Origin of the sequence: Corynebacterium ciconiae DSM 44920, assembly GCF_030440575.1 — a bacterium.
Lineage (GTDB): Bacteria > Actinomycetota > Actinomycetes > Mycobacteriales > Mycobacteriaceae > Corynebacterium > Corynebacterium ciconiae.
Genome location: NZ_CP047189.1, coordinates 2,205,144 through 2,223,949, shown reverse-complemented (window position 1 = coordinate 2,223,949; position 18,806 = coordinate 2,205,144). Strand labels below are relative to the sequence as shown.

Below are 18,806 nucleotides of genomic sequence, written 5' to 3'. Positions count from 1 at the left end.
GAGGGGATGATCAGCAGGGTGATGTAGAGATCATTATCCATGGGGTGTCACCTTCTCCTTATGGGTGTGCGCCCGCTGGGTGTCGGTTTCAAAGATGGCGATGAGGCGCTTCTCCAGCGCCCGGACGCTGCCGGTGGCTGCGGCGATGGAGTCCGGGGAGCGGCCGTCGAGCACGTGATACACCATGCGGCGGTTGGCCACATCCAGATCACATACCGCGCCCCCTGGGGTGAGGTTCAAGATGGTGGCGGCTAGGGCAAACACAAACTCGTCCTGCACGCGCATAGGCACATAGACAATTGCGGAGCGAGGCGGTTCACTGGGGCGCAGCGCGATCCACGCCACCCGGGCGGAGGAGACCACGAGGTCCACCGCGAAGGCACCGGCTAGGCGGAGCAGCTGCCAGAGGTTGATGCGGGTCCACGTCATGGGCACGCTCGGCAGCGGCAGCAAGACCGTCACGGCTAGGCCGATGCCCAGGCCCGCCAGAATGTTGCCGGACGTGATCTCGCCGTAGAGCATCACCCAGATTACGGCCAGCACCACCACAGACAGCGGCCGGAAGCGGCGTTTGAATCCCTCGATCATCGCTGGCCTCCTCGGAGTGAGGGCTGGCGCCCCGGTTCGTAGTGTTCCAGCTCGTGGCCAAGCACGGCGCTGCGATAGTTATCGAGATCCTGGGTGGACTCCGCGGCCCGGGTGGTCACCTCAGACAGCGGACCGGCAAGCACCGTAATCGCAAGGGAGGCTGCCACCAGCAGGGAGGTGGAGGCCACCATGCCGGTGGGCATCCGGCCTACGTCGCTGCGTTCGGTGATCTCGATGGTGTCGGTGTTTTCGACCAGTGGGGTGGGCCGGGCGAAAGCCTGGTTGCCCTCGGGCGCATCGGAGCGGTCCCGCCAAAAGGCCTTGGACCACACCACCACCATGGTGTAGAGGGTGAGCAGGCTGGTGAGCACCGTGCCGCCAATGAGTAGCCACACCAGTGCTCCCGAATGGGTGGCACCGGCTTGGATGAGCAACACCTTGCCCAAAAACCCCGAGAAGGGCGGGATGCCGCCGAGGTTGAGCGCGGGGATGAGAAACAGCGCGGCGAGCACCGGCGAGGTCCATGCGAGCGAGCCGAGGCGCCGCAGCGAGGAGGACCCAGCTTGGCGCTCGATCAGGCCCACCACCAAAAACAGGGCGGTCTGCACCAAAATATGGTGCACGGCATAGAAGATGGCCCCGCTCAATCCCTCCGCGGTGCCCAGGGCAATGCCGAAGATCATGAACCCGATATGGCTGACCAGGGTGAAGGAGAGAAGTCGCTTGATATCGTTTTGCGCCATCGCGCCCAGGATGCCGAAGAGCATGGTAAAAAGCGCGGCCCACATCAAGAGCGTGTCGAGGCTGCCATCAGGAAACACCACGGAGCGCATCCGGATGATGGAGTACACGCCCACCTTGGTCAGAAGCCCCGCGAACACCGCAGTCACCAGCGCGGGAGCGGTGGGGTAGGAGTCCGGCAGCCAGGAGTAGAGCGGAAACACTGCGGCTTTCACTCCGAAGGCCACGAGCAGTACCGCGAAAATGGCGGTGCGCACCCCTGAGGGGACCTCGTCCATGCGCATGGAGATGTGCGCCAGGTTGAGGGTGCCGACTGCCGCGTAGGTGAGGGCAATGCCGATGAGAAAGATCACCGAGGAAAGCATGTTCACCATCACATAGGAGATGCCGGCGCGGATGCGTTCCCGCGCGGCCCCTAAGGTGAGCAGCACATAGGAGGCCACCAGCAGCACCTCGAATCCCACATACAGGTTGAAGAGGTCCCCAGCGAGAAAGGCGATATTCACCCCCATGCTTAGCAGGAGATAAGCCGGCAGAAACACGCTCACGGGGTCTTTGTCCGAGCCGTCGCGCATACCCTGGGCGATGGCAAACCACATCACCGCGAGCAGCACCAGCGAGGAGACAGTGAGCATGAGTGTGGAGATACGATCCGCCACCAGGGTGATCCCAATGGGGGCATCCCAGCCGCCGATCTGCAGGCTCTGCACCCCCGCGTGGTCTACGTAAATCACCATGAGCGTGCACATCGCCAGCAGCAGAATGAAGGTGCCCATAGCCACCACGTGCTGTAGCCGTCGGCTCGAGAGCAGGTGGATGAGGGCAGTGGCGATCACCGGCAGCAGGATGGGGCCGGGGATGAGATAAGGAAAGAGCGGCGCGAGCGTATCCATCACTGCGTATCTCCTTCCTTCTTGCCCTGGCCATGCACCGGTGCCTCGAAGCTGGTGGGGCCAAAGAGATCGCCGCGCTCCGTGGGCTCGCCGGTGAGGGGATCATCGGAGGCGTCGTGGTCCGGTGCCGCTGAGGCTGCCAGCGGGCGGGTGGCCACGGCGGTGTCCTCGCTGTCGTCCTCCACCAAGTCGGCCGCGCCGTAGCGGTACTGCCGATAGGCGAGGCCGAGGATAAAGGCCGTCATCGCCATGGAAATCACAATGGCGGTGAGGATCATCCCTTGGGCGAGCGGGTCCGAGTCGGTGTGGTCAAGCGCGGAGCTGCGCCCCATAATCGGTGGGGCTCCCGCCGCGCCACCGGCGAGCAAAATCAGCAGATTCACGCCGTTGCCCATGAGTATCAGCCCCATGAGCATCTTGGTCATGGCGCGTTCCAGCAGCAGAAAGGTTCCCGCCGCCACCAGCACTCCGGCGGCGAGGACGAGGGAGAGATTAACTACCATGGCGCGCCATCTCCTTCTTTGTGTTCTCCTTCTTGTTTTTCGCGCGGCGGTGGCGCTCATCGCGATCCAGCTGCCCGCCCAGCGATTGCAGAATGTAGAGCACCAGCCCCACCACGATCAGATACACCCCAAGATCGAAGACCAGCGGGCTCACCAGGTGCATCTCGCCGATCAGTGGCACGTGCAGATCCAGCACATAGCTGCGCAGCGGGGCGTCACCAACAATCATGGGGGCAAGGGCGCTTATCGACGCCAACCCCAAGCCACTTCCAATGATCCTGCCCGGATCCACCGGCATGGTCTGTTCTAGCTCCTCTGGCCCGCCGGCCAAGTACCGCAGGGCGAAGGCCAGGCCCGCCACCAAGCCCCCGGCGAAACCGCCGCCCGGAGCATTGTGGCCGGCAAAGAAGAAGAACACACTGAGCACGATCATCGCGGGGAAGCTCAGCCGCGCCGCCGCCTCCACCATGAGGGCGCGGTTGCGTTCACGCTCATGGGCTCCGGGGGCAGAGAGCCATTGCCCGCCAAAGGTGTGATCGTGCAGCACTGGCCGCCGAGAGGTGCGAGAGAAACTGCGGGTGCGATACACCAGCGAGGCCACACCGGTGGCCACGATCACGATCACCGAAATCTCGCCCAGGGTATCCCAGGCGCGAATATCCACCAGCAGCACATTCACCGCGTTCGCCCCGTGCGCGATCTCCTTCGCCAACGCGGGGATCGCCTCGGAGATCGCCGGCGCACTGCGGGCATTCATGGCAAAGACCCCCAGCACCACCGTGGTCATGCCCACCGCCGCGGCCAGCCACGCTCGGCCACGCAGATATCCGGTGCGCGTCTTCGCGGAGGTCTCTGCCGGCAGCTTTCGCAGCACCAGCATGAATACCACCATGGACACGGTCTCCACCAGCAGTTGTGTGAGCGCCAGATCGGGTGCTCCGTAGGTGGCAAAAATCATCGCCAAGCCGTAGCCCGTCACGCCCAGCAGCACCACTGCGGAAAGACGATTATCCATCCGGGTGGTGGCGATGGCCACCACAATGATGATCAATGCCAATACTCCTTGGACGGGAGTGTCCCAGAGTTTCATGCGCACATCGGTGCGCTCGCCCAGCACGATCGCCACCATCGGCAGCACACAGAAGGTCGCGAGAATCACGGCCTCGTTGATCGGCAGTGAGCCGCGCTGGGTGTTGGCGGTGATGCGTAGCGACCAGCGGCGCAGCATATCGAGGGTGGCGTCATAGGCGGCATCCGCAGAACCCAGCGCGGGCTTATCAAAGTGGAACCTTTCTAAGGTTTTGCGCTGCCAGTGCATGATCGCGCCAAGCAGGATGATGACGCCCGTAAGCAACAGCGGGATACCAAATCCATGCCACAGCGCCAGCTCGCCGGACGGGGCCACGGCGGTGTGCTCGGCGCCATCGTAGACAGTGCCGGCGTGAATACTGATCGCCTGGTCAAGCAGCTCGGGGCGCAGCCCAAAAAACAGCCCCAAGCATGCCAGCACCAGCGGCGGGGCCCATTGGGTGAAGCTTAACGGCTCCATCTCTGCCACCGCCGGGGAAATCCCGCCGCCGCTGGGGTGATCGGGGCGCTTGACTAAAAAGGCTGCGTGGAAGAAGTACAAGGTATAAGCCATGGTGAGCACCGAGCCCACCACTAGCCCGAGAAGGGTGGCCTGGCCTGGCAGACCCACCAGCAAGGGTTCGTGCAGCAGGGTCTCAAATACCGCCTCTTTTGCGACGAAACCAAAGAAGGGCGGAATGCCCGCCATCGACGCCCCAGCTAAGGCGGCGATCAATGCCAGCCCGGGCTTCGTGCGCCCCAGCCCAGAGAGCTTGTTCTTGTTGCGGGTGCCCGCACAGTGATCGATGGCGCCGACCACCATGAACAGGGTGGCTTTGAACATCGAGTGGGCAAGCATGAGCGCCAGTCCAGCGATGAGCGCCTCCTTGGCGCCGACACCCATGACCGTAATGATAAAGCCCAGCTGCGAGACGGTGCCATAGGCCAAAATGAGTTTCAGGTCCTTCTGCCGCAGCGCCATCCAGCCGCCCAACAACATGGTGAAGATACCCAGCGGCAGCACGATCAAATGCCAGGCGGTGATCCCGTTGAGGGTGGGCGATAGCCGCGCCACCAGATAGATGCCCGCCTTGACCATCGCCGCCGAGTGTAGATAGGCCGAGACTGGCGTGGGGGCCGCCATCGCGCCGGGGAGCCAGAAGTGGGCGGGTGCGATGGCGGACTTACTCAGTGCCCCCGCCAGCACGAGGGCCACGGCCGCGCCCATCCACGGGGCATCGGGGCCGATGCCGTGGTTCACCAGCCCGGACAGAGTCCACTGACCAGAGCGGGTGCCGAAGACCACGATGCCCACGAGCATGGCTAACCCGCCGAGGGAGGTGACCATGAGTGCCTGGCCTGCGGAGCGGCGGGAGGAGGCGCGCTCGCCGTAGTAGCCCACCAGCAAAAAGGAGAGTACAGAGGTGATCTCCCAGAACACGTACATGAGCAGCAGGTTGTCCGAGATCACTAGGCCGTACATGGCCATGCAAAACGCCACCATGCATCCGCCGAAGGTGGCGAGTCGGCGCGGGTTGGCGTCGAAATAGCCCCAGCAGTACAGCAACACAAGCGCGCCGATCCCCAAGATAATGAGGGCGAATAGCGCTGAGAGGCTATCGAGCCGGAAGTCTAGATTGAGGTGTGCGCCGCCCATCCACTCAATCTCCGCAGTGCGGATGGTGGGCTCGGGCGTGGTGAAGAAGGTGGTGAGCACCCAGCCAAACCCGGCTGCCGGTACGAGCGCCACCACACCGAATGCCGCGCGCCCTATCACCCGCAGGAGTACGGGTGCGAGCAGCGACGCGGCAATTAAGCAGAGGAGCAGAAGAAGCACACATCCACCTCATCTAGTAGAGGAAGCAACGTGTCTCATTCTAAACGAGACCTCGGACACCAACCGCAGCCTTAGGGGGCGTTGAAGAACAGCACAAACATCAGCAGCACCATGAGTGGCCACAGTACGGCCACCACCACGCCCCACGCGAGCGCGGTATTTCGCAGCCATGCCGCACATCCCACCGCCGCGGAGATAAAGATCCACGGCCACGCCTGCCCCAGCATGGATATCGAACCGATCGTCTGGATCGCAATGGAGATCACGACGGCAGCCCAGCCGAGGATGAGAATCAGCTTGTCCATTGCGCCGGTATTCATTAGTGCCACGTACAACCTCTGTGGTCGAGCCGGAAAATAATCACTTCGGCTGTGGTCCTACCATTTCTACCTACTCCTGGGCCGCTATGCCCCTTGCCGCACCAGTTGCTGTGTGGATGGATCGAACCAGGTCTGGGTTCGACAAGTGGTTGCAATTCCCGCTCAATCTTGGTGGGCGTCACGCCCAGATCGATGTCCCTCGACACTGAGCAGTCAATACTATCTCTGGCAATACCACCTCCCGAATAGCACAATACAGCGGCAGCTTTTTCAGTAAAGCTGTTCACCATACCGGTAGCTAAGCTCCTAGCTCTAGTGTGATTTCTCAACTGATTCCACGCAGCTATTGGGGGATTTTTACCTTGTGCATTTCAGGCATGTGACGGCTTGGCTACCTAGCCGGCGGTGTGGAGTTGAGACGCGGCAGGAAGCCTTCGAGGGCCGCAAGAGGGAAGCCGCCAATCAACCCATGTGACACCCTCGGCCCCTTGGGGGAGGTTGTTACAGTGCCATGCTTCTGGCCAGTGAGAAAGCAACCGGCGGCAAGTTCGATCTCCTGCGGAGAGCACGTGTGACTTCGCAGAACAAGGTAAACACACCCTTAAACAAGAGGAACCGGGTGTCGAATGCTTTTAGCCGTGCAGGCGGGCAGCAGCCGTGCTCAGCGCTGCGGCAATGGAAGCCTCCGAGGTCGGTCCGAACCCCATGGCCCATGCCCGCTTGTTGTGCTCGCAGGTGTAGATGAAGGTAACGGTGGCCTCGAAGATGTCGAACTGGTGAAAGCTGAGGACTTCCACGCGGCGGCCCATATCGGCCAGCAGGTTGGTGACAGCGGAGCAGGGGCCGGTGGCGATGATTTCCCGAGTGGATTCGTGGCGTGTGCCTGTGGTGGTGTCGGTGATGGCGGCGGTGTATCGGTAGCGGCCGCCGCGCAGACGTTCGCTGTCCATGTGGGTGATGCGGAGGTCTCCCAGTGGCGCGTAGGTGGCGGCGAAGGTGCGCCACTCCATACCGCGTGCTTCCTCCCGCAGGCCGCGGGGCAAGCGATGGCCAAAGCGGGCCCGGAAGGGATCATCGGCAAAGGTGCGCGAGGTGGTGCGCTCAGCGGGGATGGGGATGTGGTGACCAGCCGGCGTGGGACGGCGGTGGTACTCGACAATGGTGGAGCGCAGAGACTGATGAGCGTAAGTGGTGGGCATGATGCCTGATCACATTCCTTGTACAACGGAGCTGAAAACAACGGTGTCGAAGGACTGAAGATTTCTTCGCCAGAGATAGCGGCGGTGTGGGGGTCTTAACGACTACTTCCTTGTACGGAGGTTTCAGTCCTCGCTGTGAGCTCCTCCGCCAAGGTACGTAGCCTTCAGTACTCGTACGCCTAGAAGGCCGGCGGCTCGAAGGGCCGGGCTTTTAAGGGCGCGAAGGCTGCATACGTGGCGGGTGATCATGTGGGGCATAGTAAGCGGCGTCACACGGAGATGGCAAGTGTTATGCAGACATAGAATGGGATGGGGGTACCCACCCTGCGAGACGCCAGGTGGAGTGAGGTGTATCACTCGTTGGGTCTGGCTCGCAACGACGCCGCTGGACATTTGTGTCTATAGTCGCAGGGGAGGGCGAGCCAGTCCTGCTACGGCTTCACTGCCATAGCGCGCGGCCTTTAGGCCCCGCATGATCGTTCATAGCAGTAACACCTAAGGAGGAACCCCATGGCCACCGATACTCCCGAACTGTTCAGGCTGATGGATCGAGAAGGAGTCAGCAATCTCTTCGCCGCCACCGATACTGGCGCCATCAGTGAAGAGGTAGAAGAGGTGGTATCCAAGGCGGGCTATGAGCCCCATGGATACTTCATTGAAGGCCTTGCCTCTTTCCTTCTTGCCTCGAACGGCCAAGCCCCCGAGGAGTTGAGCTTTGATAGCGAGGCCGGCATGTTCAGCGTCATCGGCAGTAAGGAAGTCTTGGGGCCGTTGAAGCAACAGCTGAGCGAGCTATTCGCTAATCCTTCCGAACTGAAGAAGATCATTGACCGGGCCGTCGCTGCGGGCGTGGAGCTCGAAGACTAGCGCTTCAACAGCGAGCGCGCCGGCACACATCGGCGTCGTGCAGTGAGCTGACGCTGCTCCCAGGGTGGGCATGAGGAGACGAAGCCATGCCTTTATGGAAAAGCCTGTGATAGCAATATACGCCCTCCCAGCCAGCTGGGAGGGCGTATGCGTGAGCAGGTACCCCTACTTTGCGTAGTTCTGCAGGAAGAGCGTCTCTGCAACGGCGATGGAGAGGATCTCTTCCGGATCCACCGACTCATTGGGGGAGTGGATGGTGCAGGAGGGTTCCTCTACGCCGAAGAGGGCGATCTCGGCCTCGGGGAATTTTTCCTGCAGCTTCGAGGTGAGCGGAATCGATCCGCCGGAGCCGATGACCACGGTGTTCTTGTCGCCATAGGCCTGGGAGAGGGCCTCGCCGAGAACGCTCAGGGTCTTGCTTTCGGGGGCGGTGGAGAAGGGCTTGTTCACGTCGAAGACGGTCACGTCCACGTGCGCGCCCCAGGGGGTGTGGTTGATCAGGTGCTGCTTCAGTGCCTCGGCAACTTCCGCGGAGTCCAGTCCGGCCGGCACGCGCAGGTTCAACTGTGCCTCTGCGGTGGCTGGAACTGCATTGACCGCCTCGCTCACCGGGGTGGAGCTAAAGCCGATGATGCTCACGGCGGGACGTGCCCACAGCATGTCGGCGGGGCTGTCTTCCTCGGTTCCCATGATCTCGGTTCCCTCGAGCATGCCGGCATCGGTGCGGAAGGTGTCTCGGTCATAGTCCATCCCCTGCCATTTCGCGGTGCAGTCCACCCCGTCAATGACGGTGCGGCCGTGTTCATCGCGGATGGAGTCCAGCGTGCGCATGAGGGCAGCGACGGCATCCGGGGCGGCGCCGCCGAAGGAGCCGGAGTGCACCGCCGTGGCGAGGGTGTCGACCTTCACGTTCAGCAAGGCCCCTCCGCGCAGCGAGGTGGTGAGGGTAGGCACGCCCACAGCGGCGTTGCCCGAGTCTGCGATGAGGATGGCGTCCGCGGCGAAAAGCTCGGGTCGTTCGTCGATAAGCGCATCGAGCCCCGCGCCGCCGCGCTCCTCGGAGCCTTCAATAACAACCTTGATATTGCAGCTCAGTCCACCGATCTCGGAGAGGGTGCGGAGCACGGCCAGGTGCATGACGAGATTGCCCTTGCAGTCGGCGGCGCCCCGCGCGTACCAGCGTCCGTCTCGTTCGGTGAGGGTGAAAGCATCCGAGGTCCAGGCCGCGGGGTCGCCGGCAGGGACGACATCATAATGCGAATAGAGCAACACGGTGGGCGCGGACTCGTCCACGGTGCTGGTTCCGATGAATGTGCGCGTGCCGTCGATGGTCTGGTAGGCGGTCACATCGAGGCCGTGCTTCTCCAGTGCCGCTTGCACCCAGTCGCCGGCGGCGGTGTGCTGGTCCTTGAGCTCCTCCACGCTGTGTACAGAGTTAAAGGAGCAGAGCTCGGACAGATCGGAGAAGATACGGTCTTTTTGCTTTTCGACGCTCTCTCGCGCCACATCAGGTGTAGTCATGCTGACCAGCGTACGCGGCATTCCGGTGTTCTTGCACTCGATAGGGTAGAGTGCTAGAACAGGTCTTAGCACTTGGACATTTCGAGTGCCAGCCTAGAACAAAGAATGAACGATAAACGCGGGTGAAGTTGGCATCACCAACACTCACCAACTACAGCCGTCGCGGGCGCCCGCCGATATCGACGCTTGAGTGTCGTCCCTTAACTTGTATATAAGGAGCACTAAAACAACATGGCAAAGATCATCGCTTTTGATGAAGAAGCACGCCGTGGCCTCGAGAAGGGCCTGAACACCCTGGCTGACGCCGTGAAGGTTACCCTCGGCCCCAAGGGCCGCAACGTGGTTCTGGAGAAGAGCTGGGGTGCGCCGACCATCACCAACGACGGTGTGTCCATCGCGCGCGAGATCGAGCTCGAAGAGCCTTATGAGAAGATCGGCGCTGAGCTGGTCAAGGAAGTAGCTAAGAAGACCGACGACGTTGCCGGTGACGGCACCACCACCGCTACCGTTTTGGCCCAGGCTCTCGTCTCCGAGGGTCTGCGCAACGTTGCCGCTGGTTCTAACCCCATGGGCATCAAGCGCGGTATCGAGAGCGCCGTGAAGGCCGTTACCGAGAAGCTGCTCGAGGGGGCCAAGGAAGTAGAGACCCAGGAGCAGATCGCCGCTACCGCCGGCATTTCCGCAGCGGATCCCGCCATCGGCGCTAAGATCGCCGAAGCAATGTACGCCGTGGGCGGCGGCAAGCTGAACAAGGAGTCCGTGATTACCGTTGAGGAGTCCAACACCTTCGGTGTGGATCTCGACGTGACCGAGGGTATGCGCTTTGATAAGGGCTACATCTCCGGCTACTTCGCTACCGACATGGAGCGCCAGGAGGCCGTCCTCGAGGATCCCTACATCCTGCTGGTCTCCGGCAAGATCTCCAACATCAAGGACCTGCTGCCGCTGCTGGAGAAGGTCATGCAGTCCGGCAAGCCGCTGCTCATCATCTCCGAGGATGTAGAGGGCGAGGCTCTGTCCACCCTCGTGGTGAACAAGATCCGCGGCACCTTCAAGTCCGTCGCCGTGAAGGCTCCGGGCTTCGGTGACCGCCGCAAGGCCATGCTGCAGGATATGGCTATCCTCACCGGCGGCCAGGTCATCTCCGAGGAGGTTGGCCTCTCCCTCGAGACCGCCGACATCCCGCTGCTGGGTACTGCCCGCAAGGTTGTGGTGACCAAGGACGAGACCACCATCGTCGAGGGTGCCGGTTCCGCCGAGCAGATCGAGGGTCGCGTCAACCAGATCCGCGCCGAGATCGAGAACTCTGACTCCGAGTACGACCGCGAGAAACTGCAGGAGCGCTTGGCCAAGCTGGCCGGCGGCGTGGCTGTGATCAAGGTCGGCGCCGCCACCGAGGTGGAGCTTAAGGAGCGCAAGCACCGCATCGAGGATGCCGTGCGCAACGCCAAGGCTGCCGTGGAAGAGGGCATCGTTGCCGGCGGTGGCGTGGCCCTGCTGCAGGCCGCTCACGTGCTGGACTCCGATCTGGACCTTACCGGTGACGAGGCCATCGGCGTGAAGATCGTGCGCGCCGCTCTCTCCGCTCCGCTGAAGCAGATCGCCTTCAACGCCGGTCTGGAGCCGGGTGTGGTGGCCGATAAGGTCTCCAACCTGCCTGTCGGCGAGGGTCTGAACGCCGCTACCGGCGAGTACCAGAACCTCATGGAGGCTGGCATCAATGACCCGGTGAAGGTCACCCGCTCTGCCCTGCAGAACGCTGCCTCCATCGCGGCGCTGTTCCTCACCACCGAGGCCGTCGTGGCCGACAAGCCGCAGCCTGCCGGCTCCGGTATGCCGGACGCTGACGCCATGGGTGGCATGGGCGGCATGATGTAACCCACCCCTTAAGCACCACAGCCCCAGATCCCCATGCGGGACTGGGGCTGTATGCTGTGCGCTACCATCGGCGATCATGAACGCACCACGCATGAGGGTCTCCATCATTTCTGCTGGACGGGTAGGCACAGCTATCGGTGAAAAGCTCGCCGCGGCAGGCCATCACATCTATAACGCGGTGGCACCCTCGCCAGAGTCGCTCGAGCGGGCCTATGCCCGCCTGCCGCATGCCGCAATAGCCAGCTGCGGCACAGCCGCCTCCCGTGCCCAACTGCTCGTGCTCGCCGTTCCCGATCCGCAGCTGGCAGCGGTGGTGGAAGAAATTACCCCGCACGTACAGCCGCGCCAGATCGTGCTTCACACCTCCGGTAGTCATGGGGTGGAGGTGCTCGCACCACTCGCCGAGCGCGGGGCGCTGACCATCGCCGCTCACCCAGCCATGACTTTCTCCGGCACCGATGCCGATGTGGAGCGTCTCGACGGCTGCGGCTGGGGTGTCACCACCGGCGATGATCTTACGGCCACAGTCGCAGAGCTGCTCATCACAGAGATGAATGGTCGCGCCATCGCCATCGCCGAGCAGCACCGGGCGCTGTACCACGCGGCCATGGCCCATGCCTCTAATCACGCGGCCGCGATCGCCGCCCAAGCCAGGGAACTGGTGGAGCAGTGCGCCGTGCAGGACGATAGCGATACCGCACGCCGCTTGCTCGGCCCCCTCATGCAGCAGAGCATCGCGGCCGCTCTCGACGGCGGCTGGGAAGCGATCACCGGCCCCGCAGCCCGCGATGACGCCGCGGCTGTGCGCCGCCACCTCGAGGTCATCGGCACCGGCCCAGTCCGCGACAGCTACGTGGCCCTGGCCCGCGCTATCGCTGAGCAGAGTGGCGCGCAGGGGGTGCTCGTGGCGTCGACAAGCGAATAAAAGGATTTGCTTCTTTTGCCCAACAGAGCAGCACTATCGGGATTAGACTGATTGGTATGGCTGACAAGAAAAAGAAGGATGAAGAGCTGCCGGTCATCGACCTTGCGGCAACCGAGGGTTATTACGTAGATGACTCGGATGAGGACGATCCGGTACTCGTTAAGCCCGATGGCAGCCCCGTAGATACGTGGTTTGAGAACTACCCCTACGACGAGCGCATGAGCCGTGAGGAGTACGAGCACGTCAAACGCGCCCTCCAGATCGAGCTGCTGAAGTGGCAGAACTGGACCAAGGACACCGGCCAGGCGCACATTATTCTTTTCGAAGGCCGCGATGCTGCCGGTAAGGGCGGCACCATTAAGCGCTTCAATGAGCACCTCAATCCCCGCGGTGCCCGCACCGTGGCGTTGGAGAAGCCTTCCCCGCGCGAATCCACCTCGTGGTATTTCCAGCGCTATATCGAGCATTTCCCGAGCGCCGGTGAGATCGTGTTCTTCGACCGCTCGTGGTACAACCGTTCCGGCGTGGAGCGGGTCATGGGCTTTTGTACCGAAGCCCAGCACGCCGAGTTCCTTCGCGAGGTGCCCATGCTGGAGAACATGATCATGGGCTCGGGGATTTCCTTGACCAAGCTGTGGTTCTCGGTCACGCAGAAGGAGCAGCGCACCCGCTTCGCTATCCGCCAGGTGGATCCGGTGCGCCAGTGGAAGCTCTCGCCGATGGATCTCGCCTCCCTTGATAAGTGGGATGATTACACCCGCGCTAAGGAGGAGCAGTTCCGCTACACGGACACCGACGAGTCGCCGTGGATCACCATTAAGTCCAATGACAAAAAGCGCGCCCGCATCAACGCCATGCGTTATGTGTTGAGCAAGTTCGAATACACCGGCAAGGACCACGAGCTAGTGGGCGAGCCTGATCCGTTGATCGTGCGTCGCGGCCGCGACCAGATCGGCGACTAGGCTAGCTGAGCGATCCGGCGATGATCTCCGGCCAGCTGCTGGCTGTGATGCCGAGTCGGCCGGGGCGAAGCACGGCGGGTTCGCGCCACAGATAGCGCTGATTGTTCAGCTCGCGGGCTACGGGATGGGCGTGGCCCGCCACGCGCACGAGCCAGGAAGGCACGGTCGAGAGCCTCGGGGTGGTGCCTGCGTAGGCTGCTACGCGCTGCGCCAGCTGGCGCATACTTTCCGGGGCGGGGCAGGGGCAGTGCACCACCGCTGTCCCCGCGGGGGCGATCTTCTCACGGTGGTGCGCGCAGTACGTCATGGCGTGGGCGAGGTCGGGCAGATAGGTGATCGAGTGGGGGAGATCGGCATCGCCGAGCAGCCATCCGCGCGCGCCTCGGGCAGTAGGGGCAATCACCGACAGCGTGGGTATCGATGCCGCACGATGAGCAGTGGGGCCGCAGAGATCGGCGGCCACGACCGAGATTGTGGTGGCGCGGTGGCCCGCCCGCTGCTCAAGGAGTTCCGCTCGGACCTGCCCGAGAGGGGAACAGGGCTGAACTGCTGTGCCTTCGTGGAGATCGCGAGCAGATACGCCGAAGGCATAGACCGACTCGGGAAAGATCACCGGAATATCCAACTCGGCGGCCAAGTCCATGATCGCTCGTTCCCGTGAGGGCAATTCGCGGCGCCACGCCTGCTCAGTATAGGAGGTGTGGATGCAATGGAAGATGGCATCGAAGGCTGGCTGGTTGAGACTACGCAATAGCGCGGGATCCCCCGCATCGCCTGTGACTACCCGTGCACCGGGTACCGGGCTGGAGGAACGCCGCAGCAGAGTGCAGGTGTGGCCGAAAGAGTCGAGGTGCGTGGTGAGGGCGCGCCCGATTTGTCCCGCGCCGGTGATGAGAGCGTGCATGTGCTCCTCCCCAATATAGTGAACAGTGCTCTCTAAAATTATGGGTATGTCATCCCTAGGGCGCAACAGGTAAAACTGAATACATGCCCCAACCACGGAGAACACACGCCGAAGCCCGCGCCGCCATGCAGGAAGGCATCGTGCGCGAAGGGCGCCGCCAGCTCCGCGGCCACGGGCCAGCGAAACTTTCTGTGCGCGCTATTGCCCGCCAACTCGAGGTAGCTCCCTCAGCGGTGTATCGCTATGTACGCAGCCGAGATGAGTTGCTCACCATCCTGCTCATCGCGTCGTATGAGGAGCTTGCCTCATATGTGGAACAAGCCGCAGATACCACCACCCATGCCCCCAGAGCATGCCTAGAGCGCAGCATGCTCGCGCTACGTGAGTGGGCCGTTGAACACCCCGAACAATGGGCGCTGCTTTACGGCACCCCAGTCGTTGGCTATGACGCCCCCGCCAGCACAGAAGCTGCGGGAACACGCGTCATTGTGCTCCTAGCCCGCATCCTCTCAACCGGCAACATGCCAGAGGTGCCGCTATCACCGGCGCTGCATGCGGTGGCCCGCACAGAACTCCTCGACGCGGGCGTGGGCTGCCGCCCAGAGCAACTGCCGGAGATACTCAACACGTGGACGGCCACGGTGGGGCTGATCAGCGCGGAAGTCTTCGGCCACCTAGGCGCAGAATTCTCCGCCCACGGCGAAGAGCTGTTTCAGCTGCACATCGATGCGATATGCAGCCGGTACCACTTGCCCTAGCTCGGCTCGATCGGATTGCCCTGCCAGCGGGAATGGGACGGCACGGAATCGCCGCGCATCACCAGAGAAGCTGGGGCGATGGTGGTGTACTCGCCAATGCTGCTGCCCGGCAGCACCACGGAGTGGGCACCGAGGGTGGCGCCTTCACCGATGGTCACTGTCCCGAGACTCATTACCCGGTCATGAAAGAGGTGGGTTTGCACCACCGTGCCAGGGCCCACGGTGGCCCCAGCACCCACGTGGCACAGATCCGCCTCGGGAAACCAATAGGACTCGATCCACGCACCTTCACCAATGTGCGCCCCGAGGCCGCGTAGACACGCAGACAGCGTTGCCGTGCCGAGGGTGTGGGTGAGTATCCACGGCGCCGCCACTGTTTCTACGAAGGCATCCTGCAGCTCATTGAGCCAGACGAAGCGGCTCCACAAAGGATGGTCCTGGGCGCGGATGGTGCGCACGCACACCCACTTCACGGCCGTGGTGACCGCCATCGCGAGCGCCCCGGCGACCATGAGCACCAGACCGCCGCCGAGAAGCAGCACCGCCAGCGCGGCCGTAGGGGAGCTGGGCCACAGGGCAGCGAGCAGGGCCTGGAGGCTGATCATCACGGCCGCCGCCAGCACCGCCGAGGTCATGGGGGCAAAAAGCCTTAGGGTTTCCACCACGCCGCGCCGGGCCTTCAACGAGGCCGGTGGATCGTAGGTCAGGGCCGCAGCATCATCGGCGCATGCCTCCACGCGGCGCATGCGCTCCGGTGGCGATCCCCACCAGTTCGACCCCGCCTTGGCCTTGGTCGGCGTGGAGGACAGAACGGCGACGAGCGAGTTTTTGCCCAACTTTCGGCCCGGTCCGGTGACGCTCGAGTTGCCGAGGAAGCTCTTCTTGCCCACCTTGCAGCGGTCGACGTAGAGCCAGCCTCGGCCTAGTTCATAGCCGGCGATGGAGGTGTCATCGGCGAGGAAAGCGCCCGCGCGCACCTCGGTGAGCGCGGGGATCATCACGGCGGTGGACACCTCGGCGCCAGCCCCGATCCGCGCGCCGAGGCTGCGTAGCCACACGGGGGTCAGCTGCGCAGCATAGAGCGGGAAGAGGTAGTGGCGGGCATCGTCCATGAGCCGGTGGATCGTCCAGGCCCGCCAGCCGCCCACGGAGCGCACCGGCACCACCCCGGGCTGAAGGCCGAGTTGGAGCAGCCGCACCAGCGTCCAAATCACCGCTGCCAGGGCGGCCAGGGCCACCAGGGCGCCGAGCGGGGCGCTAGCGAGCGCCCCCACCGCGCCGTGGTGCTGCGCTGCCCACACCACCACGCCGGCTCCGGCGGCTAGAGCCACGATGGGCACCAGCCCGAGTAGCAGGGAGGTGAGGTAGTACACCGGAACCCAGCGGGCGTTGCGGGGCGGGGGAGAATCAGGAAAGTCGTCTTTCGGCTTGCCCACTTTGCGGGCAGGCGAGCCGGCCCACCGGGACCACTTCTTTACCTTCTTGTCCCCGGTGACACAGGAACCGGGCTCCACCTGGGCGCCCTCGGCTATGCGGCTACCTGGTAGGAGCACCGAGCGGGCGCCGACCCGGGCATAGGCGCCGATGCGCACCGGGCCGACGTGCAGGATGTCGCCGTCGAGCCAATAGCCGGAGAGTTCCACCTCTGGTTCCACGCAGCAGTAATCGCCGAGCCGCAGCAGGCCTGTCACTGGGGCGGGAGTGTGCAGGTTCACGCCCTTGCCCACCTGGGCGCCGAGCATGCGGGCGAAACTGACCGTAAACGCAGCCGAGGATATCGAGCGGGCCCCGCACACATCCGCTACTCGTTCCGCCGTCCAGATCCGCAGGTGCACCCCGCCCCCACGGGGATAATCCCCGGCGACAATGCCGCGGGTGAGTAGCCGGATGATCCCCGCCGCGAGCGGCAAGCGGCCCACGGGGGTGAGAAACACCAGCCCGCACAGCACGGAGAGCTGCCACGGCACCGGCACCGTCCAGTCTGCGGGGATCACGGTATTGCCCAGCAGCAGCCAGCTGATCCACTGGGCGGCGCGCAGCATCATCACCGGCAGCTGGATGGCCTCCTGGATCAGCCGGCTGCGGCGCGGCACTGGGGCGCAGGAACGCTGGGAGGTGGCAGGGGGATCGAGGCTATCGAGATACTCGGCCAGTGCCCCCAGTCGGGGTCTATCGTAGAGATCCCGCACGGACACGGTGGGGATACGTTCACGGATCCGGCCCACCAAGGTGGCGGCCGCCAGGGAGGTGCCGCCGAGGGAGAAAAAGTCTGCCTGGGGGCTATCCACGGCCACGCCGAGTACCTCCACCCACACGGCGGCGAGCCACCGCTCGGTCTCATTCATGCCCGCGTCGTGCACGGTGGCGCTGGGCAGCGGCCACGGCAGTGCCCGTTTATCCACTTTGCCGGCCGTGGTCACCGGCAGCTCTTCCATCACATGCAGCCGTGGCACGAGTGCGGCGGGCATGAGCTCAGCGAGACGCTGCTGCGCCCGCTGCACATCGAAGCCCGCTGCCGGATCGCTCAAGGAAACATAGCCCACCAGCACGGAATCACCGCCACCGGTTTTCTGCACCACCACCGTGGAGGAGCGCACATTTTCCACGGCGGACAGCCCTGCATCAACCTCCCCGAGCTCAATGCGTCGGCCGCCGATCTTCACCTGATCGTCGATCCGGCCCACAAAGTACAGGCCATCCTCTTCCAGCCGCACATGATCGCCCGAGGCATAGGCCCGCTCCCAACCGAGCGCCGGAAGCGGCGCATATTTCTCGGCGTCCTTGGCCGGATCCAGATACCGGGCCAGCCCCACCCCGCCGATGATGAGCTCTCCCACCTCGCCCACCGCCACCGGCTGCCGGTTGCTATCGACCACCGCCAGATCCCAACCGTCGAGGGGCAGGCCAATGCTCACGGGCGCGCCGGGATGCAGCTGAGTACCGCAGGCCACCACCGTGGCCTCGGTGGGGCCGTAGGTGTTCCACATCTGTCGCTGCGGGGTGGCTAGGCGATCGATGAGTTCCTGGGGGCAGGCCTCGCCGCCCACAATGAGCAGGCGCACATTATCTAAGGCCTCATCAGGCCACAGCCCAGCGAGGGTGGGCACGGTAGAGACCACGGTGATGCCACGGCGGATCAACCAGGGGCCTAAATCCATGCCGGAGCGCACCAGTGACCGCGGGGCCGGCACCAGGCAGGCGCCGTGGCCAAACGCCAGCCACATTTCCTCGCAGGAGGCGTCGAAGGCCACGGACAGCCCAGCCAGCACGCGGTCGTCTGGGCCCAGCGGGCCGGCCGGGGCGTCCACCAAAAACCAGCGGGATTCCGCATCCACGAAGGCGGCGGCGCTGCGGTGGGTGACCGCCACACCCTTCGGGGTGCCGGTGGAGCCGGAGGTGAAAATGATCCACGCGTCGTCGTCCACGGTGGGTGGGCCGGCGGGATAATGCTCGGTCAGCGGGGTGGTCAGGCGCAGCCCGGTGGCGTCGATAAGCGCATCGATCTGCGCTTCGCCGAAGACAAGCGTGGCGCGCTCATCTGGGTCATCCGCATCCACGGGCACATAGGCGGCACCGGCCAGCATGGTGCCGAGAATCGCCACATACAGCTGCGCGCTTCCCGACGCCATCCGGATGCCCACCCGGGCGCCGCGGCCAATGCCCAAGGCCTGCAGCTGTGTGGCCGTGGCGCGGACCTCCTCCAGCAGTTCTGCGTAGGTCAGCACGGTGCCATCATCGATGGCGGCGGCCTGCGGAAAGGTTTCGGCGGTGGCGTGGAGGATGTCGATGAGCGTGCGGGGCTGAGGGGCGCGCTCGCGGGCGCGGTAGTGGGGCGGCAGCAC

The 18,806-nt window shown here is 63.8% G+C and carries 14 protein-coding genes; 5 read left to right on the top strand and 9 right to left on the bottom strand.

What is annotated here, in order from left to right:
* Positions 1–33: 33 nt before the first annotated feature.
* The 6 genes from CCICO_RS09785 to CCICO_RS09760 form a co-directional block, all read right to left on the bottom strand.
* Positions 34–588, bottom strand: coding sequence for a Na+/H+ antiporter subunit E (locus CCICO_RS09785; protein WP_018019379.1), 555 nt, complete (start codon positions 586–588; stop codon positions 34–36).
* On the bottom strand, positions 585–2,222 hold the full coding sequence (locus tag CCICO_RS09780; protein ID WP_018019378.1) for a Na+/H+ antiporter subunit D: 1,638 nt from the start codon (positions 2,220–2,222) through the stop codon (positions 585–587). The genes CCICO_RS09785 and CCICO_RS09780 overlap by 4 nt, the downstream gene beginning before the upstream one ends.
* Entirely contained in the window at positions 2,222–2,725 is a 504-nt protein-coding gene (locus CCICO_RS09775; protein ID WP_018019377.1) for a Na(+)/H(+) antiporter subunit C, read from the bottom strand. Before CCICO_RS09775 ends, CCICO_RS09780 begins: the two co-directional genes overlap by 1 nt.
* Entirely contained in the window at positions 2,715–5,630 is a 2,916-nt protein-coding gene (locus CCICO_RS09770; RefSeq protein ID WP_018019376.1) for a Na+/H+ antiporter subunit A, read from the bottom strand. Before CCICO_RS09770 ends, CCICO_RS09775 begins: the two co-directional genes overlap by 11 nt.
* 71 nt (positions 5,631–5,701) lie before the next feature.
* On the bottom strand, positions 5,702–5,950 hold the full coding sequence (locus CCICO_RS09765; RefSeq protein ID WP_156809832.1) for a hypothetical protein: 249 nt from the start codon (positions 5,948–5,950) through the stop codon (positions 5,702–5,704).
* Positions 5,951–6,582: 632 nt separating this feature from the next.
* Positions 6,583–7,149, bottom strand: a complete 567-nt coding sequence (locus CCICO_RS09760) for a hypothetical protein (protein WP_018019374.1) — start codon at positions 7,147–7,149, stop codon at positions 6,583–6,585.
* A 510-nt stretch (positions 7,150–7,659) separates the two neighbouring features.
* Here CCICO_RS09760 and CCICO_RS09755 point away from each other — a divergent pair.
* Positions 7,660–8,016 carry an Imm51 family immunity protein gene (locus tag CCICO_RS09755; protein ID WP_018019373.1) on the top strand — a complete coding sequence of 119 codons (357 nt, stop codon included), beginning with the start codon at positions 7,660–7,662 and terminating at the stop codon, positions 8,014–8,016.
* Positions 8,017–8,181: 165 nt separating this feature from the next.
* Here CCICO_RS09755 and CCICO_RS09750 read toward each other — a convergent pair whose 3' ends face one another.
* On the bottom strand, positions 8,182–9,537 hold the full coding sequence (locus tag CCICO_RS09750) for a dipeptidase (RefSeq protein WP_026161392.1): 1,356 nt from the start codon (positions 9,535–9,537) through the stop codon (positions 8,182–8,184).
* 231 nt (positions 9,538–9,768) lie between these two features.
* Between CCICO_RS09750 and groL the strand changes: the two genes are divergently transcribed.
* The 3 genes from groL to ppk2 all read left to right on the top strand — a co-directional run bounded on the left by groL (position 9,769) and on the right by ppk2 (position 13,302).
* Complete coding sequence (gene groL, locus CCICO_RS09745; RefSeq protein ID WP_018019371.1) at positions 9,769–11,415, top strand: chaperonin GroEL; 1,647 nt, start codon at positions 9,769–9,771, stop codon at positions 11,413–11,415.
* A 76-nt stretch (positions 11,416–11,491) separates the two neighbouring features.
* The gene (locus CCICO_RS09740; protein WP_083878283.1) at positions 11,492–12,340 is read left to right on the top strand and encodes a DUF2520 domain-containing protein; all 849 of its coding nucleotides are present in this window, start codon (positions 11,492–11,494) and stop codon (positions 12,338–12,340) included.
* A 56-nt stretch (positions 12,341–12,396) separates the two neighbouring features.
* Positions 12,397–13,302 carry a polyphosphate kinase 2 gene (gene ppk2, locus CCICO_RS09735; RefSeq protein WP_018019369.1) on the top strand — a complete coding sequence of 302 codons (906 nt, stop codon included), beginning with the start codon at positions 12,397–12,399 and terminating at the stop codon, positions 13,300–13,302.
* Position 13,303: 1 nt separating this feature from the next.
* On the opposite strand, the gene CCICO_RS09730 is transcribed toward ppk2, so the two are convergent.
* Positions 13,304–14,206: an NAD-dependent epimerase/dehydratase family protein gene (locus CCICO_RS09730; protein WP_018019368.1), complete on the bottom strand. Its 903-nt coding sequence runs from the start codon at positions 14,204–14,206 to the stop codon at positions 13,304–13,306.
* A gap of 83 nt (positions 14,207–14,289) precedes the next feature.
* Between CCICO_RS09730 and CCICO_RS09725 the strand changes: the two genes are divergently transcribed.
* A complete protein-coding gene (locus tag CCICO_RS09725) occupies positions 14,290–14,964 on the top strand; it encodes a TetR/AcrR family transcriptional regulator (protein WP_083878282.1) in 675 nt (224 codons plus the stop codon).
* Here CCICO_RS09725 and CCICO_RS09720 read toward each other — a convergent pair.
* On the bottom strand, positions 14,961–18,806 hold the full coding sequence (locus CCICO_RS09720) for a Pls/PosA family non-ribosomal peptide synthetase (protein ID WP_018019366.1): 3,846 nt from the start codon (positions 18,804–18,806) through the stop codon (positions 14,961–14,963). The two genes, CCICO_RS09725 and CCICO_RS09720, sit on opposite strands and share 4 nt — an antisense overlap.